General features: G+C 33.7%; 17 protein-coding genes and 1 pseudogene. 3 read left to right on the top strand and 15 right to left on the bottom strand.

Features of this window, described 5'->3' with window-relative positions:
- Positions 1-198: 198 nt before the first annotated feature.
- The 4 genes from B0A58_RS07740 to B0A58_RS07720 form a co-directional block, all read right to left on the bottom strand.
- Positions 199-618 carry a DUF1493 family protein gene (locus tag B0A58_RS07740; protein WP_089080579.1) on the bottom strand — a complete coding sequence of 140 codons (420 nt, stop codon included), beginning with the start codon at positions 616-618 and terminating at the stop codon, positions 199-201.
- A gap of 432 nt (positions 619-1,050) precedes the next feature.
- Entirely contained in the window at positions 1,051-3,870 is a 2,820-nt protein-coding gene (polA, locus tag B0A58_RS07730; RefSeq protein WP_089080577.1) for a DNA polymerase I, read from the bottom strand.
- A gap of 620 nt (positions 3,871-4,490) precedes the next feature.
- Positions 4,491-6,371 carry a hypothetical protein gene (locus tag B0A58_RS07725; RefSeq protein WP_089080576.1) on the bottom strand — a complete coding sequence of 627 codons (1,881 nt, stop codon included), beginning with the start codon at positions 6,369-6,371 and terminating at the stop codon, positions 4,491-4,493.
- Positions 6,372-6,422: 51 nt separating this feature from the next.
- Entirely contained in the window at positions 6,423-7,070 is a 648-nt protein-coding gene (locus B0A58_RS07720) for a hypothetical protein (RefSeq protein WP_014082723.1), read from the bottom strand.
- A 764-nt stretch (positions 7,071-7,834) separates the two neighbouring features.
- Between B0A58_RS07720 and B0A58_RS07715 the strand changes: the two genes are divergently transcribed.
- From B0A58_RS07715 to B0A58_RS07705, 3 genes are all read left to right on the top strand, one after another.
- Positions 7,835-9,001 carry a Gfo/Idh/MocA family protein gene (locus B0A58_RS07715; RefSeq protein WP_243389470.1) on the top strand — a complete coding sequence of 389 codons (1,167 nt, stop codon included), beginning with the start codon at positions 7,835-7,837 and terminating at the stop codon, positions 8,999-9,001.
- A 130-nt stretch (positions 9,002-9,131) separates the two neighbouring features.
- Positions 9,132-9,797, top strand: a complete 666-nt coding sequence (locus B0A58_RS07710; protein ID WP_089080575.1) for an HD domain-containing protein — start codon at positions 9,132-9,134, stop codon at positions 9,795-9,797.
- A complete protein-coding gene (locus B0A58_RS07705; protein WP_243389469.1) occupies positions 9,767-10,945 on the top strand; it encodes a sensor histidine kinase in 1,179 nt (392 codons plus the stop codon). Before B0A58_RS07710 ends, B0A58_RS07705 begins: the two co-directional genes overlap by 31 nt.
- Positions 10,946-11,004: 59 nt before the next feature.
- Here the strand turns inward: B0A58_RS07705 and B0A58_RS07700 are convergent, their stop codons facing one another.
- From B0A58_RS07700 to hemA, 11 genes and pseudogenes are all read right to left on the bottom strand, one after another.
- Positions 11,005-11,235, bottom strand: a complete 231-nt coding sequence (locus tag B0A58_RS07700) for a ferredoxin (protein WP_089080574.1) — start codon at positions 11,233-11,235, stop codon at positions 11,005-11,007.
- On the bottom strand, positions 11,235-12,470 hold the full coding sequence (locus B0A58_RS07695; RefSeq protein WP_089080573.1) for a peptidase U32 family protein: 1,236 nt from the start codon (positions 12,468-12,470) through the stop codon (positions 11,235-11,237). Before B0A58_RS07695 ends, B0A58_RS07700 begins: the two co-directional genes overlap by 1 nt.
- A gap of 6 nt (positions 12,471-12,476) precedes the next feature.
- Positions 12,477-13,511 (bottom strand): annotated as a pseudogene (gene trhO, locus B0A58_RS07690) (oxygen-dependent tRNA uridine(34) hydroxylase TrhO); the annotation flags it as partial.
- A 260-nt stretch (positions 13,512-13,771) separates the two neighbouring features.
- Entirely contained in the window at positions 13,772-14,698 is a 927-nt protein-coding gene (hemF, locus tag B0A58_RS07685) for an oxygen-dependent coproporphyrinogen oxidase (protein WP_089080571.1), read from the bottom strand.
- 130 nt (positions 14,699-14,828) lie between these two features.
- Entirely contained in the window at positions 14,829-15,662 is an 834-nt protein-coding gene (locus B0A58_RS07680) for a BRO family protein (RefSeq protein WP_089080570.1), read from the bottom strand.
- 42 nt (positions 15,663-15,704) lie between these two features.
- The gene (locus tag B0A58_RS07675) at positions 15,705-16,118 is read right to left on the bottom strand and encodes a hypothetical protein (RefSeq protein WP_014082715.1); all 414 of its coding nucleotides are present in this window, start codon (positions 16,116-16,118) and stop codon (positions 15,705-15,707) included.
- A gap of 114 nt (positions 16,119-16,232) precedes the next feature.
- Positions 16,233-16,784 (bottom strand): transposase, encoded by a 552-nt coding sequence (locus B0A58_RS07670; RefSeq protein ID WP_089080569.1) that lies wholly within the window; start codon positions 16,782-16,784, stop codon positions 16,233-16,235.
- 190 nt (positions 16,785-16,974) lie between these two features.
- Positions 16,975-18,042 carry a uroporphyrinogen decarboxylase gene (gene hemE / locus B0A58_RS07665; RefSeq protein WP_089080568.1) on the bottom strand — a complete coding sequence of 356 codons (1,068 nt, stop codon included), beginning with the start codon at positions 18,040-18,042 and terminating at the stop codon, positions 16,975-16,977.
- Between the two features lie 79 nt (positions 18,043-18,121).
- Positions 18,122-18,799: a uroporphyrinogen-III synthase gene (locus tag B0A58_RS07660; protein ID WP_089080567.1), complete on the bottom strand. Its 678-nt coding sequence runs from the start codon at positions 18,797-18,799 to the stop codon at positions 18,122-18,124.
- A gap of 83 nt (positions 18,800-18,882) precedes the next feature.
- A complete protein-coding gene (hemC, locus tag B0A58_RS07655) occupies positions 18,883-19,854 on the bottom strand; it encodes a hydroxymethylbilane synthase (RefSeq protein WP_089080566.1) in 972 nt (323 codons plus the stop codon).
- Positions 19,844-21,136 (bottom strand): glutamyl-tRNA reductase, encoded by a 1,293-nt coding sequence (gene hemA / locus B0A58_RS07650; RefSeq protein ID WP_089080565.1) that lies wholly within the window; start codon positions 21,134-21,136, stop codon positions 19,844-19,846. Before hemA ends, hemC begins: the two co-directional genes overlap by 11 nt.
- Between the last annotated feature and the right edge of the window lie 71 nt (positions 21,137-21,207).

Here is a 21,207-nt window from a genome sequence, read left to right as displayed (position 1 = left end):
CCACAGATTTCACAGATTTTATCGTAAAAAATCCGCTAAATCTGTGAAATCTGTGGCAATTTTTTTGTTTTAATTGCTGCATAAAAAAAGCTGAAATATAATTTCAATATTTAAACAATTAAAAATCAAAGCATTAAAATTGTATTTTACTTTTATAGGACAAAAATGATATTTTTAAACTCTATTGAAATAAAGATGTTAAAATTTCACTTTCAGTAATATTATCCCTAAAATCAATATTCCTAAAATAATTATATTTATAATAATATCATAACGATATTTTGGTAAATCATGAACGGGATAATCAATTTTCCATTTTTTAGACACAGCAAATTCAGCTAGCATTTTTGGTGTAAACGGAATTTCTTTTACTCTATTATGAGGGTTTTTAAAAAATATGTTACCAAAATTAAATGTCAAACTTGCTTCTTCTTGATAATGAAAATACCAAAGAAAATCGTTCATATCAACATTATATGTTTCAGCATATTTTGACAGTAAATCATCACAATCATTACCGTTAATTTTCAATAATGTAAAAATATCAGAATCTGACTTAAGATTTGATTTCCAATATTCCGATTCTATAAAATCAATTATTTCTTTTTCAGTAATCATTTTTTGAATTTCAAATAAATGGAAAAAATAACGTTTGATAAAAAAATCAAAAAGCTTATTAAGAAGAAAACAGTAATATAGTTTTTGAATAAAACAGAAAATAAAAGCAAAAGTATACTTAGTATAGAGAACAGCATATTGGTTTTAATCTTCATTAAAAACAATGCAGAATATGTAGAAAAATAAATTAGTGAAAGAGGAATAATAAAACTAGTCAAATCCCAAGCCCAACCTACGGTTTTATTTATTCCTGTTTCTCCTGTGATATTAATGATAATTGTTCCAATTACAAAATATGAAATTAGAAACAAAAAAATAAATTTTATAAAAAAAGCTAAATATTTCATTAAATTCTAATATTATGAGATTTCTCCTCTGTCGAAATGACAAAACAAATTTAACTGCCAACTGCTACTGAACACTGACCACTTTCTAATGGGCCTCCAACCAATTTTTTCCGTCGCCTAGTTCTACTTCGAGGGGTACATTCATCTTGAAAGCGGTTTCCATTTCGTGTTTAATCATCGGTTTGATGCTTTCCAACTCTGAGTGATGTACGTCAAAAACCAACTCATCATGCACTTGCAACAACATTTTTGATTTCCAGTTTTCTGAAATCAATTTTTTGTGAATATTGATCATCGCTATTTTGATAATATCTGCGGCACTTCCTTGTATAGGTGCGTTTACGGCATTTCGTTCGGCGGCACTTCTTACTACGGCATTGGCCGAATTGATGTCTTTCAAATAGCGTCGTCTGCCCAAAACGGTTTGAACGTAGCCATTTTCTCTTGCAAAATCCACTTGTGCCGACATGTATGATTTCAATTTTGGATAGGTTTGGTAATAGGCGTCTATCAATTCGGCACTTTCTTTTCTTGAAAGCGAGGTTTGATTGCTCAATCCAAAAGCCGAAACCCCATATATGATACCGAAATTGACGGTCTTGGCATGGCTTCGTTGCTCTTTGGTAACGTCTTCCAAGGGGATATTAAATACTTTGGCAGCCGTACTTTTGTGAATATCTTCGTTGTTTTGAAACGCTTTGATCATGTTTTCTTCGCCCGATAATGCAGCAATAATACGAAGCTCAATCTGAGAATAATCCGCAGAAAGCAAAATATAATCTTCATTTCGTGCAATGAACGCTTTTCGAATCAATCGCCCTCTTTCTGTTCGAATGGGAATGTTTTGTAAATTCGGATTATTGGAACTCAACCTACCCGTGGCAGCTACAGTTTGCATATAATCGGTGTGCACCCTGCCTGTTTTACTATCAACCTGATTAGGCAATGCGTCAATGTATGTGCTTTGCAATTTCACCATTTGTCGCCATTCTAAAATGTCTTTTACAATTTGATGTTCGTTTGCCAAGTAACTCAAAACCTCTTCCCCAGTAGCATATTGCCCAGTTTTGGTTTTCTTTTGTTTAGCACCTCCAATTTTTAGTTTGTCAAACAATATATCGCCCAATTGTTTTGGCGAAGCCAAATTGAATTTTTCGCCAGCAGTTTCATATATTTTTTGCTCAAAACTGTTGATTTCTTTTTGCATTTCAACCGACATTTCTTTCAGAAATGGAACGTCAAGATTGATACCTTCTGTTTCCATATCGGCCAAAACCGAAATTAAAGGCAATTCGATGTTGTTAAATAATTTTTTTGTTTCAGCTTTATCTAATATGGGACTAAAATTGTCTTTCAGTTGTAAAGTAATATCTGCATCCTCCACAGCATATTCCTTTATTGCTTCTAAATCTACCTGACGCATAGACAGTTGTCCTTTTCCTTTCTTGCCAATCAAAGTTTCTATCGATTTTGGGCTGTATTTCAAATAGGTTTCACTCAATACATCCATGTTATGACGCATATCAGGATTGATCAAATAATGGGCAATCATAGTGTCAAACAAAGGCCCTTTGACTTGAATGTTGTAATTTGTCAAAATCTTCAGGTCATATTTGATATTTTGTCCCACCTTTTCGATGGATTCATTTTCAAAAAAGGGTTTTAATTTTTGAGCCAATGCCAAAGCTTCGTCCTGATTTTCTGGAAATGGGATATAAAAACCCTTGCCTTTTTCGTACGAAAAAGATATACCTACAAGTTCGGCATGAAGCGTATTGATACCTGTTGTTTCGGTATCAAAACAAACCGTTTGCTGACTCAACAAGTTGGTCATCAATAAACGTAAAGGCAGATCACCCTGAACAATTTGATAAAAATGTGGTGTATTGTCGAGTGTATTGTAGTATGTATTAGCTTGAATTTCTGTGGTATCTTCGTCCGAAAATCCAAACAAATCAAATTGTTCTTCATGGGTTTTTTTGACCGCCACTTTTTTTACAGTTTCAACTTCGGTAGCATTGCCGTTGTACAATTTGTCAAATTGTGCTTTCATTTGTCGGAACTCCAATTCCTGAAACAAAGCGTCTGTTTTTTCAATATCAGGGGTAGAAAGTTCAAAATCATGCTCATCAAATTCAACAGGACAATCTAATAATATTGTTGCTAACTTTTTTGACAAAAGGCCTAACTCGGCATTGGCCTCAATTTTAGTTTTGATAGCTCCTTTTAGTTTATCAGTATTGTTCAAAAGATTTTCGAGAGAGCCAAACTCGGCCAAAAATTTCTTAGCCGTTTTTTCTCCCACTCCAGGTAGCCCCGGAATGTTGTCGGCCGCATCGCCCATCATTCCCAAAAAATCAATCACTTGCAGCGGATTGCTAATTTCAAATTTTTCTAAAACCTCACGCACACCCCATATTTCTATGTCATTGCCCATTCGAGCGGGTTTATACATAAAAATATTTTCTGAAACCAGTTGGGCAAAATCCTTATCGGGAGTTACCATAAACACCCGATAACCCTTTTTTTCGGCTTGCTTGGCCAATGTTCCAATCAAATCATCAGCTTCAAAACCAGCTTTTTCAATAATAGGAATGTGCATGGCCCGCAACAATTCCTGAATATAAGGTACCGCAATTTTAATAGCTTCGGGTGTTTCGTCTCGGTGTGCCTTGTACTCCTGATACATTTCATACCGATAATCACTCCCACCTTTGTCAAAAGCTACCGCCAAATGATCGGGTTTTTCTCGTTTGATAACGTCCATCAACGCATTCATAAATCCCATAATAGCAGAGGTATCAAGGCCTTTTGAATTGATTCGTGGATTTTTGATAAAAGCATAATAGCCCCTAAAGATTAAAGCATAAGCATCGAGCAGAAAAAGCCGTTTTGGTGTGTCCATGTTGTGGTTTTAAAATATTATTGCGTAAAATTAAACAATTTTGTCAATAGATACAAATTACAATACCAGCCACTCATTTTTATCAATTCAAATCAAAGGGTGTTTCCTACTTTTTCCGGGAGCTTATCCAGCTTTCCGTTTCAAGTCCTCGGTGTTAAAGGGTTTTTTGTTTGCTCATTTTATTTTTTTTTATTTCATTTATTAAACGGATTAAAATCCGTTGTTACAAAATCGGTCATCCCTACGGGATTTACACTTTGTATATTAGAGCCGTAGGCTCGATTCATATTATAAGGCTGGACTTCAGTCCAGTCGATATTACAAGCAACACGAGAAAAGAGCCATAGACTCGGCTCATATCATCTCGCAAAGTTTGGCAAAACACCCATACTTTCCTTACTATACTGAATGCGTTTATGTTTTCTTTGCTCATTTTATTTTTATTTCATTTATCCAACGGATTGAAATCCGTTGTTATAATATGGGTCATCCCTACGGGATTTACACGTTGTATATTAGAGCCTTAGGCTCGATTCATATAAAATAATAGAAATACAAAATAACATTTTTTTTATTATTTGCAAAATTTTGTATTCCTATTATTTTTTAAACTAAAGTTGTTAATTCAAATAGCTCATCAAATCTAATGTTTGAAGGATAATGTTTTTGTTGGTATGATTTGAATGGAGTTCCATATCAAACGACATGCTGTTTTGAGATACTTTTTTTGGAGCTACAAATTGTAGGTCTTTAAACTGATTGCTCCATTGCAAAACATTGGCAGTATTTGACCCAAAATCTTGTTTTTTAATAATTTGTTTCATCAAATCCTGCAAATTAACTGTACCTAAAAAGTAATTCTTTTTCAAATCTTTTTTCAATTGTTTGGCAAAATCGGATGCTGTACCTTGACTCAAATAATCCAATCCGTTTGTAAAAATCAAAACATCGCCTTGTTTTTGAATTACAAATTTTCCTAATTTAGGATCTTCTTTTTTCAAAAAATAGCTGTTGTTGTTTTGTATCAAAATATTTTTTCGCACACCCAAATCCAATATTCTATCAGGAAAAGTTTCGTGTGTGGTTGTCATGATCATGCTGATAATTGGTCGGGTTTTGGTAATGGTTTTTTCTTCTTCTATGGGTTCATAATTGTCGTCATAAGTAGTCGATTTGAAAGTAGCATCATACGATTCTAATTGATGTAAAAACACCGAAAAATCACCATCAAACAAGGTTGCAGTAGCTTTTTCGTCTATTAGGGTACTCATCAAATCGGTAACAATTTTAGCATCTTCATTCTCAATTGGCAAACTTGCCAACGCTTGTTCAGATAATTGTGAATAATTTTTAAGTAATGCTTCTGTACTAAAATGGTAGGTTGCATAAGCTAATGGGGTTTGTTTTGGGAAATAATCAAATACCTTTTTATTGGCTTTTCGGCTCATAATTTCTTCCATTATATTGGCCATTGCAGCTGAATATTCTACGGTTTCATGCATGCTAACCTTGTCATTATCAAAATAAAAATCGGCAACCATACCAATTACTCTGTTATTGGCAAACAAGTTATTGGGTTTTGGAGCAAAACTTTTGTACCAATATTTCAATACATCTAAACTCGAATACACTGCTTGATAGTCTAACCAAGAAGATATATCTGCATTGGGATTGATTTTATTGGATGTAGGAACTACAAAACCATTTTCAAACAGTATTTTTATGGCTGTTTCTTGTTTCAATTGATTTTCTATAGCTTCGGCTGCTTCTTTTGCTTCTTGTTCCTTCAAATATTGTTGGTAAGCTTCCTCACTTTCTTCTGTTGTTTCGCTTGCAGCTACGGCATCATCTGCAACTGCTGTGGCTTGTAGGTCATCGTCTGCATTTACAGTATAAGCAACAGCTTCGGTGCTGTCATTTGGCATCTCTACAGCATAATCAACAGCCACAGTATCTGCAATTGCATAAGCCGAATCTACCTCCACTGCTGTAGAGTCTATCGTGAATTCGTCTGTATCGTTTTGAGGGTAGGCATGGCGTTTCGATTTTAATAATCCGTAAATAATAGCATAATTTTTATTCCATGCCATAGTAAAAGATTGTCCTTTTGGTGAATATGTTTTGTAATTATTGTATATTTTGATTGTCTCATCAAGGGTATCGATTGGAGTGTTTGCCTTTTGAGCCATTTTTTTGTTAATCCAATTTTCCAAATCTTTTTCATTAGACAAGGCAAAAGTCATTTGGTAATACGGAATAGAATCAGAAAAATTTCCGTGAATAGACATGGGTTTTGAGGTATCAAAAATAGTAACCCAATCTTTCAGGGATATATTCTTGCCTTGTTGATTCCAGTTTTTAAACATTTTATGCCCCAAAAGGCTGTCTAAAGGCACTTTTTGTACCAATTGTGCTGTATTGAAATGTATAAAATAATCCGTTTTGTGTTGAGCAAAAGTAAATGAAGTTGCTAATGCAAGCAAATAAAGCCATTTTTTCATAAAAAGTAAATTAGTTGTTTGTAATTGTAATGTTAATTGATGCTTCTTGTTTTATTGTGTTAAGTTATTGGTTTTCAACTCAATTTTATTGTCCATTTGAGCAGTATGTTGTAAAACAGACCAAACATTATGTTTCAAAAAGACGGTTTTTTTCGATTTCGAAATTTTACTAGCAGCATTTTGGGCAGATAGGATTTCCGTATCAAAAGTATAAATAGCCATGATATAGGCTTTTAGCAAATCGTCTTTTTTGTCTTCTTTTTCTATTAATTTTTTGGGCAACGGATAAGCCGCAATTCTTTCAAACTGGCCTTTATCCTCTTTAAAATGTACTATTTTTTTCTGATTATCAAGCTGATTCAAAGCTTTGTTGAGGGCTTCTAATGATTGAAAATGAAATTGAACTTTGAAAATATAATGGTCAAAATCAGTTGATGTTACAATATCAGAAATGCCATTTATTTTGGATATCGTGGTTTTAAATTGTAGCAATCTCGATTTGATTTCGGCTTCATTTGGAATTTTGGTACCCTCTACTTCCTCCAACATGATGGCGGTTTTGGTTTTGAGCCACGAATTTGAAAAATCCACTTGCAGTCCATAACTGCCACTGTGGTTAGTACCATATTTGACCGTTTCGGTAATGTTAAAACAACCCGTTAGTAGCAAACAAAAGCTATAAAATATAAGTTTTTTCATACTCTAAAAAAATTTGTAAATATAACAATTAAAATAGAAATATAAAACGATTCTTTTAAAAAATAATCGATGTTTTCAATTTTTTATCTAAAATTAGCTTTAATTGAAATAAAACTCCTTAAAAAAATGTCTAACTTCAAACCCATAAATGCCTTAATTAATAGTGTCAAATAAAAGATTTGGAAATAAAACATCAAAATAAGTATATTTACCAAAAAATAAACGGGAAAAATTGAATTTAAGGACTTAAATCATCCATTATTATTGAAAATATTGGAAATATACCGAATAGTTGATTGGACTTGGTAAGTAACAAGATTCGACTTTCATTATTTTTTTCATACAACATGGTGTTTATTAAAAACAAAAAAATGAATTGCATTTTAAGAATTTTTTTATTATATTTATTAATTCTTTTGTAAATATATATTTATTATATAATAATATTTTTATTATTTATTTGTAGATATTAATAAAAATCAAAAGCGACTAAGAATGAACTAGGTAGTTATTTAGTCCGATTTTCAATATTGTTTTTGATAAAAATTGAGAATAAAGCTGTTGCTAAATTGCTGATTTATGATAAAAAAACAGTAATTTGCACCCTTGCAACAATGTAATTTATTGGTTTTTTGGTGTGCATTAAATCTAAAAATTAATGATAATATTATTTTATATTTTTTAAAATATCATAAAATAATGTTGAAATTTTAAAAAAATTAAGAACTATTAAACAACTACTATCAAACTAAAAACGTAAAAAAATGGAAATTAAAAAACTTAAAATGGGTATGATTGGAGGCGGTAAAAATGCTTTCATTGGCAGTATTCACAGGCATGCAATAGGCATAGACGGCTTGATTAGCTTAACCGCAGGTGCATTGAGCAGCAATCCTGAAACGGCATTAGCATCAGGATTGGATTTGGGCTTGGATGCTAATAGAATTTATGGTAGTTATCAAGACATGCTTATCCAAGAAGCGGCATTGCCAGCTGCAGAACGCATAGACATAGTATCGATAGTAACTCCCAATTTTGCTCATTTTGAACCCGCCATGATGGCACTCGATTTGGGTTTTCATGTCGTATTGGAAAAGCCCATCACCTTTACACTAGAAGAAGCTAAATTATTAAGAGAAAAAGTACAAAAAACTGGACTAAGACTTTGTTTAACCCATACCTACTCTGGTTATCCTATGGTAAAACAAGCCAAAGCTATGGTAAAAAACGGCGATTTTGGAAACATTCGTAAAATATGGGTCGAATATCCACAAGGTTGGTTGAGTGAATTATCTGAAAGCGAAGGAAATGCACAAGCAGCTTGGCGAACAGATCCTAACAAAAGCGGCAAAAGTGGGTGTATGGGCGATATTGGTACCCACGCAGCCCATTTGGCAGAATACATATCGGGCCAAAAAATCACGACTTTATGTGCTGATTTAAGTATTAAAGTGCCCGGTAGAAAATTAGACGACGATGGCAACGTTTTACTTCGGTTTGATAACGGAGCCAGTGGTGTTTTGATGGCTTCGCAAGTAGCGGCTGGCGAAGAAAACGCATTGAGAATAAGAATTTATGGCGAAAAAGGCGGCATTGAGTGGCATCAAATGGAGCCAAACACCCTATTGGTAAAATGGTTAGATGCCCCAACACAAATTTATAGAGCTGGTGCCAACTATGGTTTTCAAAGTCCATACATGACCGATAATTGTAGAACACCCGGAGGCCATCCAGAGGGATATTTGGAAGCTTTTGCAAATATTTACAAAAATTTTGCTTTAACCATTTTGTCCGAAAAAAACGGCAATACTCCAACAGCACAAATGCTGGATTATCCAAATGAACAGGACGGCGTTCGAGGTATGGCATTTATAGAAAATGTGGTAAATTCATCAAATGCGGACGTAAAATGGTTTGAATTTGTGGAGTAAAACCAAAACAAGAACAAAAAAACTTGTGTGTTTTGAGTTTTATAAAGTGTACCATTGAAAAAACGTTTAAAAAAAACTTGAACCAATTTATTTGTTTACTATTTTTTGTAATAATAAAAAATTGCATGCTATGACAACAACAAAACTAATCAACAATACAATTCAATATGTTCAGAAAGAGCTGTATAATGCCGAATCTGGACATGATTGGTTTCATGTAGCCCGAGTGTATCAAAATGCGTTATTGATAGCACAAAACGAAACGTGCAATTTGCTTGTTGTGTCGTTGGCCGCTTTGTTGCATGATATTGCAGACAGCAAATTTTATGGGGGCAATGAAACTATTGCCCCTCAAAAGGCTCGGTATTTTTTAGAAAATCAACAGGTAGAACCAACTGTTATCGAGCAAGTTGTATTGATTATAATAAACATTTCCTTTAAGGGTGGACACCAAGAGAGTACATACCATTCGATAGAGCTACAAATCGTTCAAGATGCCGACAGATTAGATGCTTTAGGAGCCATTGGTATTGCAAGAACTTTTAATTATGGGGGTTTCAAAAATCGAATGATTTATGACCCTAGTATTAAACCCGAAATAGGAATGAGCAAAGAAGCCTACAAAAACAGTACCGCACCAACAATCAATCATTTTTATGAAAAATTATTGTTGCTAAAAGACCAAATGAATACTGCAAAAGGAAAAGAATTGGCCACAGAGAGGCATCGTTTTATGGAAATGTATTTAGAACAATTTTATAAAGAATGGAACGTTACAACACATATAATAGAATAAAAAATAGTTTGTCGTTTCCCAAAAAAGAAATTACTCGCTGGGGCTTAATCCTGGCCTCATTTGTAGTGATTTCGCTTATTTTATGGAATACTTTTTCATTTTTTCAAATATTTAAAATAGAAGAGCGTATTAAAATGGAACATTGGGCAGAGGCTCAAAAATCGTTAATAAATGCTAATGAAAATACCGATATTGAATTGTTGTTAAAAATCATTCAAGATGCCCGAATTCCCATAATGGTTACTGAAAAAGATTCGATCATCAACACAACCAATATTGATGAAAACATTGTAAAAAATAAAGAAGAATCAAAGGCTTATTTACAAAAATTAAAAAATCAAAACGAACCCATTGTAATGGTTTATGAGCCTGGCAAATCTCAAAAACTATATTATGGCAATTCTGATTTGTTAAACAAATTAAAATATTACCCTATTTCGTTGTTGCTCATTATTTTGCTTTTTATTTTATTGATATACAATTATTACCGAAGCCATAAAGTAGCATCGCAAAACAAACTTTGGGCCGGCATGGCAAAAGAAACAGCCCATCAAATTGGCACTCCCCTCTCCTCTCTTATGGGATGGATAGAAATTATGAAAGCTGATGAAATAGAGCCAACACTTGTTGTAGAAATTGAAAAAGACATCAACCGTTTGCTGATGATTACTGATCGGTTTTCAAAAATTGGATCCGAACCTGTTTTAGAAGATTTGGACATTATTTTCGAAACGCAACAATCATTTGAATACCTACAATCTCGGTTTTCTAAACAAATTTCATTTCATTTTCAAGCACCTTCTAATCCGATTTATATTAAAATAAACCCTATTTTACACAGCTGGACAATAGAAAATTTAGTAAAAAATGCAATTGATGCTATGAAAGGCAAAGGAAAAATAAGTTTGAAAATAGAATATGATAGCGTTTATGTAAGGATTTTGATTTCAGATACAGGCAAAGGCATTTTTAAAAAAGATTTTAACAAAATATTTGAACCCGGTTTTACTACCAAAAAAAGAGGGTGGGGACTCGGCTTGTCGCTTACTAAACGTATTGTAGAAGCCTATCATAAAGGAAGTATCAAAGTGATGCAATCCGAAATAGACAAGGGCACTACTTTTCAAATAAGTTACAAAACACATTAAAGACAAACAAAAACTTACAAAATAATTATACTTATTATTTTGTAAGTTAGATCAATATATTAAGTTACTTTTACAGTAATAATATGAACTGGACAGGCTTTTGCCGCTAGTTCGCAACTTTCGGTAATGCCATGGTCATAAGCCTTTAGGGTATAAAATCCTTTGGCGTTTTGGGAATGAATCAATACAGATTTTCCGTCTTTTTTAGACATCTGAAAATGAGCTGGAGCCATTTCTACACAGTAATTACAGCCAATGCACTTGTCTCTTTGCAATGTAATGATGACCATTAGTTCTCTACTATTTTATATAATTTATCAGACATTCTGATTCTAAAATCAAGTTTAAAAGTACATTTATCGCCTTTTGTAGCTTTTTGAACTGGTTGATCTGCCACATACATTTCTTCTATCAGCATTTCTTGGGCTCCTGTATTGTGTCCTGTTATCAGTATTTTATCGCCTATTTTAATATCATAAGCTTCAATTTTAAATTCGCCAATACTGGCTTTTGGAAAAAAATGAGCTGCTTTGCCAACATAAACTTTCTTTTGTGTGGCCAATGAGCCTGGTACATCGCTCCATTCGCCCAGTTCTTGCCCCAAATAATATCCTGCCCAAAATCCTCTGTTATATACCGTATTCAAAGCTTCCATCCACACTTTAATTTTTTCTTTTGTAAAGCTACCTTCATAAAAAGCATCTATAGCCTCTCTATACGTTTTGATAACCGTGGCTACATATTCTGGTGCTCTGCCCCTACCCTCAATTTTAAGTACTTGAATACCTGATTCTATTACTTGATCTAAAAAATCTAATGTACACAAATCTTTTGGCGACATCAAATATTCGTTATCAACTTCTATTTCAAAGCCGCTTTCTTGATCAATTACGGTATATTTTTTACGACAATTTTGTTTACAAGCCCCTCTATTGGCAGACGAGTTGTGCGAATGTAAACTCAAATAACATTTGCCCGAAACAGCCATACACAAAGCACCATGACCAAAAATTTCAATTTCTATTAACTTTCCGTTGGGGCCTTTGATTTGTTCTTTTGCAATTTGATCTGTAATATTCTTTACTTGACGCAAGCTCAACTCACGGCTCAATACCATCGTATCGGCAAATAAGCTATAAAACTTGATTGTTTCAATATTAGTAATATTCAATTGGGTCGAAATGTGAACTTCCATACCAATACTTCGGGCCATTGCAATAACCGCTTGATCCGATGCAATAACGGCAGTAATTTGAGCTTCCTTAGCTTTGTTTAATAATGTTTTTACGATTGATAAATCGTGGTCATATATAATTGTGTTCAACGTTAAGTAAGTTCTAATGTTTTTGGTAGCACATCGTGTAGCTATTTCTTCCAAATCATCCATAGTAAAATTGACGGTAGCCCTTGCTCTCATATTGAGCTGTTCTACTCCAAAATATACAGAATCGGCTCCATTATCTATGGCGGCTTGTAACGACTCAAAATTGCCAGCAGGAGCCATTAATTCTATTTTTTGTATCATTTTTTATTGCTTTTTAAAAGTTAATACTTCAGATTTTCCTTTTTTGAAAATCGGATTTCCTGTCTTTTTCTTATTTTTTCGCAACTGTTTTTGAATGTCTTCGGGTAATTGAATCGTTTCTAAACACGCATCCGAACAGCAATTTTGCATTTTTGCTTTGCAAGTATCGCATTGGATAAATAACAAGTGGCAACCATCATTAATACAATTTGTATGGGTATCACAAAGTTCTCCACATTGATGACAATGGGCTATTATGTCTGAAGTAATTCTTTCGCCCAAGCGGTGATCAAATACAAAATTCTTGCCAATAAACTTGCTTTCTAAACCTTCTTCTTTGATTTGTTTGGTATATTCAATAATGCCTCCTTCCAACTGATATACATGTTCAAAACCTTTGTGTTTAAAATAAGCACTGGCTTTTTCGCATCTTATCCCACCGGTGCAATACATCAAAAGATTTTTGTCTGATTTGTATTGTTCTAATTGTTTTTCAATTAATGGCAAACTGGCTCTAAAGGTATCCACATCGGGTGTTATTGCATTTTGAAAATGACCTATTTCGCTTTCATAATGATTTCGCATGTCAATAACTATGGTGTTTGGATTGTCCATCAAGTCATTAAATGCTTTGGCCTTTAGATGCGTGCCAATGTTGGTAACATCAAATGTTTTGTCTTGTAATCCATCGGCAAGTATTTTGTCTCTAACCTTGATCGTTAGTTTCAAAAAGGAATGATTTTGTTGCTCTACAGCAATATTAAGGCGGATTCCTTTCATAAAATCATATACCTCTATCGCATTTTTAAAATCATAAAAACGATCGGCAGGCAACGACAATTGGGCATTTATTCCTTCATGTGCTACATATATACGCCCCAAAACATCCAATTGATGCCAGGCTAAAAACAATTCGTTTCTAAATTGTGTAGGATTTTCTAAATGAGTATAGGCATAAAAAGATAGGGTTAAACGTTGCTTACCCGCAGCGTCTATCCATTTGGCTCTTTCTTCAGCACTCAAAGTATTGTACAGTTGCATGCTATATAACTTTTAAGTTGAGAATATTTGAAGGGCAAAGATAAACATTTTTTATTGATGTTAAATATAATACCAATAGCCTTTACATCGCATGAGCAATGAAATACCATTTACTCCAATAAATAACACAACAAGGAGGTTGTTTTTTCTAAAAATTATGGATGAAATATTAGGTATTCCATATCCAAATAGTGAAAACAATTAAAAAGAGCCAACCAAAAAATATCAGACAACCCTTTTTAATTATTTGAATTCCAATGTTATAACCAATCTTTTGGATGTTGTAGTACTTGCAACAATTTTTCTTCATCGCTTCCCGCCACAGGATGATGGTCATAATGCCATTGCACGTGAGGAGGCAAACTCATCAAAATCGATTCTATTCTTCCATTCGTTTTTAAGCCAAAAAGAGTGCCTTTGTCGTGCACCAAATTAAACTCAACATAACGACCCCGACGGATTTCCTGCCAAGTGCGTTGCTCTGGTGTATATGCCAAATCCTTTCTTTTTTCTACAATTGGCACGTAAGCTTCAAGAAACGAATTGCCAATTTCGGTAACAAAATTGTACCAATCTTCCATGGATTGCTCCTCGGTTGCTTTCAAATAATCGAAGAACAAACCTCCAATTCCTCGGGCTTCATTTCGATGTGCGTTCCAAAAATAGTCATCACATTGTTTTTTGTATTTTGAATAAAAATCAGGATGGTGTTTGTCGCAAGCCGTTTTGCACGTTTGATGAAAATGAACAGCGTCATCTTCAAACAAATAATAAGGCGTCAAATCTTGACCACCGCCAAACCACGACAGCCCCCCCGCCCCCGAAGGGGGAGTTTCTCCAGACTCTGTTGAAGGATAAGTTTCAAAATACCGCCAATTGGCATGCGTTGTGGGTACCATTGGATTTTTTGGGTGAATGACCATACTCAATCCACAAGCAAAGAAATCCGCTTCTCCCACATTAAACATTTTTTGCATAGACTCAGGCAATTTGCCATGAACGGCTGAAATGTTTACGCCCCCTTTTTCAAAAACGTTTCCGTTTTCAATCACGCGGGTGCGACCGCCACCGCCTTCGGGTCTGTCCCATAAATCCTCACGGAATTTGGCTTTTCCGTCGATGTCTTCTAACCCTTTACAGATTTGATCTTGCAGGGTTTGGATGTAAGTATAAAATTTGTTTTTCATTTTTCACTTTTCCTGCAAGGTCTTCAAGTCCTTGTAGGTATCTATTTTTGTTACTATTTATTTTAATTGAGTCTTTAATTTTTTAGCTTTTTTATAAACTTAAAGGTATAAGCATTAAATTTGTTATTCATTATTCTAATTCTTTTTTGTTATTTAAATAGTCCGAAGCATTTAGTTTATTTACCACTTTTTTACCTGTTTTTTGTTCTATTTCCTTACGAGTATTTCCTGCAATCGTACCACCTTGTTTGGCTATTTTTTTGTTTTCAGAAAAGGTTTTAGGTTGCTTTTCTTTGCTAATTTCAGTAGTTGTGGCTTCGGCTAACATATTTAAAACCAATTCCAAATTACTCATGTTATCTCGCAAATTTTCTTTTTTCAAGCCCTTGTGATTTTTATATTCTTTGACAGACAAACCACTCCAAGCTTTTGTTATTTCATCTGTTAAAATAGCAAACTCTTGTCCATTTTTCACTCCACGATTTTCCCATTCGTCTGTTAATTCTTTTCTAACCTCAATGCTTTTTAAACGTTGATTGATCCAAGATTTAGAATAGCCTTTTTTGAGATAGGTTTCCATTAGTCTGTCAAAACCCAGCTCTGGATCTTCTATTTCCTCGATTCGTTCTCTACCTACTTGAGCCAACCACAATTTAAAAGGTTCCGCTTTTTTGGAAGAAACCGATTGAATTAGTCGGAACAATTGTTCTGTATCAGCAACATCCGTAAATCTCATTTTACCATCCTCGGCTTGCAATTTCAACTGTCCGATTTTATCGGACACTTCACTTCCTTCTTTGAGTAATTTAGCTTTTAAATCACTCCAATATTTTCTTGGTCTATCATTTTCAATAAGAACTTGAATAACATCAACAATAGAAAAATACCATTTTTCCTCTTCTTCGCTCCAAACAGAACGAATTTGTTTTTGTTCAAATAGTTTTATTGCGGTTTCTTTGGTCATTGGGATGAAAAAATTTATAAATGGTTAAAGAAATTATTTTAATTATTTAATTATTTGCTGATAAATTATAGGCATAAGAAACGGAGCTATAACTATTAAAAAACCAAATATTCTATCAAAAACATTAATTTTAGCTGATTTAAAATCCCATCTTGTAGCAATAATTATATTTCTATTAAATATCGTTTTGAAAATTTGATTACAAAAAATCAACCCAAATAATAGAAAAAGCGGACTTGAATAGTACAAGGCAATATTAAAATTACGATAATAAATACCTATCAAACCTAAAACAAAACATAATGAAATATAAACCCATGTATTTAAATCTGGAGTAAAAATTTTATTATACCTAAATGTCATTGGATTTGTATTTCTTCCAGTAAATAAAAATAAAATATTTATTACTAGTAAAAACAAAGGTACTTCTACAGTTAAAATTTTAGACCAATTCATATTTTTTAATTTGATTTCTAGGATTCCTGCAAGGTCTTCAAGACCTTGTAGGTATCTATATTTGTTATTATTTATCGATATTTATACTTTCAATTTTATATTTAATTTTGATAACTATTCAAATGTATATTTTTCATTTAAAAAATCATTTTTTTGATTATGGCAAAAAACAAAATTATCCAAATCTCCAAACAATTGAATGACATCGTTTCTTTTTATACTAGTATAGCTATCGGAAAGAATGGCTTGAAAAGATGAAAATTTAAAATTTTTATAGTCCAAACCTAAATGATGTTTAGGATTTAGATGTACATAAATAATTAAATTCTTCAAATACAATTCATTTTCAAGTTTTATTCTTTTAAAATGTTTTTCAAAAAGACTTCCTGTTCTATTATTCTGTTTATTGAAAGCCTTTGCATAAGAATTAAAAAAATTAGAAAATGCTTGGGTAACGATTTTATCTTCTTCATCAATCCTGATAACAAAATGGAAATGATTATCCATTAAACAATATGCTAAAACGGAAATTTTTTCAGATAAATATTTAGCTAACTGTTTCAGGAAAAATAGTTTGTTTTCTTCATTTTCAAATATATTAGTGCCATTTATTCCTTTGTTATAAATGTGATAAAAATTATCTTTTTCTAAAATTTCAAGTTTCATATCTACTGATTATATCATTTTTTTTCACCTACAAGGTTTTGGAAACCTTGCAGGAGTAATAACGCTTTTACTGTTTTGAACGCTTTCAATTTTAAAACACCTACAAGGTTTTGGAAACCTTGCAAGAGATAAAAAACCTCGAAGTAGTTGAACCGTATTCATGGTTTTGGAAACCTTGTAGGAGGTGCGTTTACATCCCATACTCCTTCACCGCCTCCACAAACGCCTTGGCATGATCCACAGGAATGTTCGGCAAAATACCGTGACCCAAATTTACGATGTAATTGTCTTTTCCAAATTCATCAATCATTTCATGCACCATTTTTTTGATGGTTGGAATTGGTGATAGTAAACGACTTGGGTCAAAATTCCCTTGTAAGGTGATGTTTCCGCCTGTTAAATAACGGGCATTTCTTGGCGAACACGTCCAATCTACACCCAAAGCCGAAGCTTTTGATTTTGCCATTTCGCCCAAAGCAAACCAACATCCTTTTCCAAAAACAATCACCTTTGTTTCGTCTGCCAAAGTCTCTACAATTTGGTTGATGTATTTCCAAGAAAATTCTTGATAATCCACTGGTGACAACATCCCGCCCCAAGAATCAAAAATCTGAATGGCGTTGCAACCTGCTTTTACTTTTTCTTTCAAATATAAAATCGTCGTATCGGTGATTTTTTGCAATAAAGTGTGTGCTGCAACTGGATTGGAGAAACAAAATCCTTTGGCAGTATCAAAACTTTTGGATCCTTTTCCTTCCACCGCATAGCAAAAAATCGTCCAAGGGGAACCTGCAAAACCAATCAAAGGCACTTCGTTATTCAGCATTTCTTTGGTTAATTTGATGGCATCAAAAACATAACCCAAAGTTTCATTTACATCAGGCACAAATACTTGGTTCACTTGTTCCATGGTACGAATCGGATTTGGGATTATCGGTCCTAGATTGTCTTTTAATTCTACATGAATTCCCATCGCTCTTGGTACCACCAAAATATCCGAAAACAAAATTGCCGCATCGGGTTTTACAATTCGAATGGGTTGCACGGTAATTTCAGCCGCTAATTCTGGGGTTTCACAACGGGTAAAAAAATCGTATTTATCTCGCAAAGCTCTAAATTCGGGTAAATATCTTCCAGCTTGACGCATCATCCAAACGGGTGGGCGTTCTACTTTTTCGTTGTTTAAAGCTCGTAAAAAAAGGTCGTTTTGCAGACCCCTAACCCCCGAAGGGAGAATTTGATTGTCTATATTGTTCATTGTATTAATTTAAACTTTCTAAATTTTAATATTTATTTAATTTATAAACTTCCCACATCCCCCCTTTGGGTTAGGGGGCTTATTTTAATTCTTCGATTACATCGTCGAGTAAGGCTTCAATAGAAGGGTGTTGTGCAACGATACTGTTTTTGGTTACTTTTTCTAAGGCTTCAGCAGTCGTTTCGCCAATGCAAAAGCACATTTCTTTTTTGATTTTGTTGTCTTTCAAATAACTTTCTACACCTGACGGACTGAAAAACAAAATCGCATCTATCGATTCTGTTATTTTTTTGGGAGTCAATTTGGTTTCATATACCTCAATTTCGTTGAACGCAATTCCAGCTTCTTTTAACGCCAAAGGCATGGTTTCTTTTCGCAAATTTCCAGTGAAAAAAGTATAGCTCCCATCGGCATAAATCAAACTGACAATCTCCGCTAAATCGGAAGCATAATCTGCATAAGCTACCACTTCAAAACCCGCATCGGTCAAAATGGTTTTGCTTTTAACGCCTACACAAAACGCTTTTTTCGATTGAAGACCTGATTTATTTTTCTCAAATTGTGGATGGTTCAAAAAACTTCGTACCGCATTCTGACTTGTAAAAATCAAATGGTCTTTAATACCTTTTAATTCAAAATTTTTGGTTTCTACCTGTATAAAATTATATTCCAACACCTCCAAACCAACATCTGTCAAGACTTGTTTTTGATGACTCAAAAGCACTTTCGTCGATAAAATTCGGGTTGGATTTGCCATTGTTTTGTTTTTTATTAAACCATTAAGGCATTAAGGTTCATCAAGCTTATTCTTAATTTTCTTAATATCTTAATGGTTAAAATTTATTTTTTCAATTGTTCCTTAATTGCGATCATCAATTCGGCACCTCCGTTATTCAAAATTTCTTGTGCTGCATGGAATCCTAATTTCTTCCACTCGGATATATCAACCGATTTTTCGATTTCGATTTTTTGTTTTCCATCAACCGAAAACAAAACTCCTTGGAAATCAATAGTGTCTTTCACCTCATCATATTTTGCCAAAGCCCCAATCGGAGCTGTACAACCGCCTTCTAAAGTTTTTAGAAATTGTCTTTCAATATGGGTGCAAATCTCTGTTTCAATATCGTTCAATTGGCTCACAGCTTCTCGGGTAAATTCGTCATTCGCCATAGCTACCACAAGCATCGCTCCTTGTGCTGGTGCGGGAATCATCCAATCTAAAACAATTGCTTTTTCTGGTTTTAGGTTGATGCGCTCCAAACCAGCTTCGGCAAAAATAGCACCGCTCCAAGTGTCGGATTCTGCTACTTTTTGCATTCTGGTATTTACATTTCCACGAATATCTTCTATGGTATGCGTAGGATATTTGTGCAACCAACTTGCCTTTCTTCGTAAACTACTGCTTGCAATAATGCTGTTTTCTTGAGATAAAAAATCTAAATTATCTTTATAAACCAAAACATCAAAGACAGAAGCTCTTTCCAAAACTGCACCTTGCACAATTCCATTTGGCAATAATGTTGGCACGTCTTTCATGGAATGTACCGCAATATCTACCTGACCATTAATCATTGCAATATCGAGGGTTTTGGTAAAAATTCCCGTAATTCCTAGTTCGTACAATGGTTTGTTTAAAACAATATCTCCTTCAGATTTTACGGCGATAATTTCCGTTTTGTAACCCAAATCGTTCAACTGTTTTTCAACTGTTTTGGCTTGCCAAAGTGCGAGTTCACTATCGCGGGTGCCTATGCGGATAGGTCCTCTAGCCCCCGAAGGGAGAATAGTTGGATTGTTATTTTTATTGCTCATTTAATTCTTTTTTGGGAATTCCCCCTTTGGGGGTTAGGGGGCTTATTTGAAAAACTTTATTTATCCATTCTACACTTTCATCCACAACCGTGTTATCATCTTTCAAATGATTAGCAAAATGACTGGTTATTTTTTGAATTAATTTATCAGTAACAATTTCGGCATATTCATCGTTGAAATCGGCATTTTTCTTTTTCAAGTGATTGATTTCCGATACTTTAATAGCATTCAATTTTGCTTTTAAAGCATGAATGGTTGGTGCATATTTTCTACCTTTGGACCATGTTAGAAATTCAGATAATATTTCATTAATAATTGCTTCGGCAGCAGGGATATGTTGTTTTCTGTTCTCTAAAGTTTCATCAGTGATTTCCGATAAATGATCCATGTGAACTAAGGTAACCAAAGGATTTTGTTTTACATTTTCGTTTACATTCTTTGGAATCGATAAATCTAAAATAAGCAATGGTTTTTTTAAATTCAATATATCCAAATCAACTGTAGGATTCTGAGCACCTGTTGCCACAACAACTACATCTGCCTTTTGTAATTCTATTTGTAAATCGGTATAATCTTTTACAACAAGATTAAGTTTTTTGGCAAGTTTTTCTGCCTTGTCCTTTGTTCTATTTATCAGCGTAATTTGATCGTGTTTGGAATGTTTTACGAGATTTTCACAAGTATTTCTACCAATTTTTCCTGTTCCGAAAAGCAAAATATTTTTATCAGAAATGGCTTCTACATTTTTAAAAATATATTGAACCGCGGCAAAAGAAACGGAAGTAGCACCACTAGAAATTTCGGTTTCATTTTTTACTTTCTTACTCGCTTGAATGACCGAATTGACCAAACGCTCCAAATAAGCATTGACCAAATGGCGTTTTTTACTTTCTACAAAAGCATTTTTTAGTTGGGCAATAATTTCAAAATCACCCAAAATTTGACTATCCAAACCCGTTCCTACTCTGAAAATATGATTTAATGCTTCCTTTTGTTTATAAATGTAGGCATATTTCCGAAACTCTTCAACGGTACCCAAACTATTATCACAAAGCAATTGTATCAACTGAAAAGGATGCTGTGCAAAACCGTATATTTCTGTTCTATTGCAGGTCGATGTTACAATCAAACTTTCAATGTCATTGATTTTGGCCTGTTCCAACAATGCTATTTTGGCTTTTTCATCCAAACTAAATTTACCTCTTATTTCGGCATCAGCTTTTTTGTAGCTCAAGCCAATGGCATAAAATGTAGTTTGCTTTGCTGGTGTTTGATTATTCATAGTTTGTATTATCTCTTAAAGACGCACAAAATTAAAGTTTACACCTTTACAAAAACAACGCTACAAGTACT

The organism is Flavobacterium branchiophilum NBRC 15030 = ATCC 35035, from assembly GCF_002217205.1.
Taxonomy (GTDB): Bacteria; Bacteroidota; Bacteroidia; order Flavobacteriales; family Flavobacteriaceae; genus Flavobacterium; species Flavobacterium branchiophilum.
This window is presented reverse-complemented; position numbering and strand designations above follow the sequence as displayed.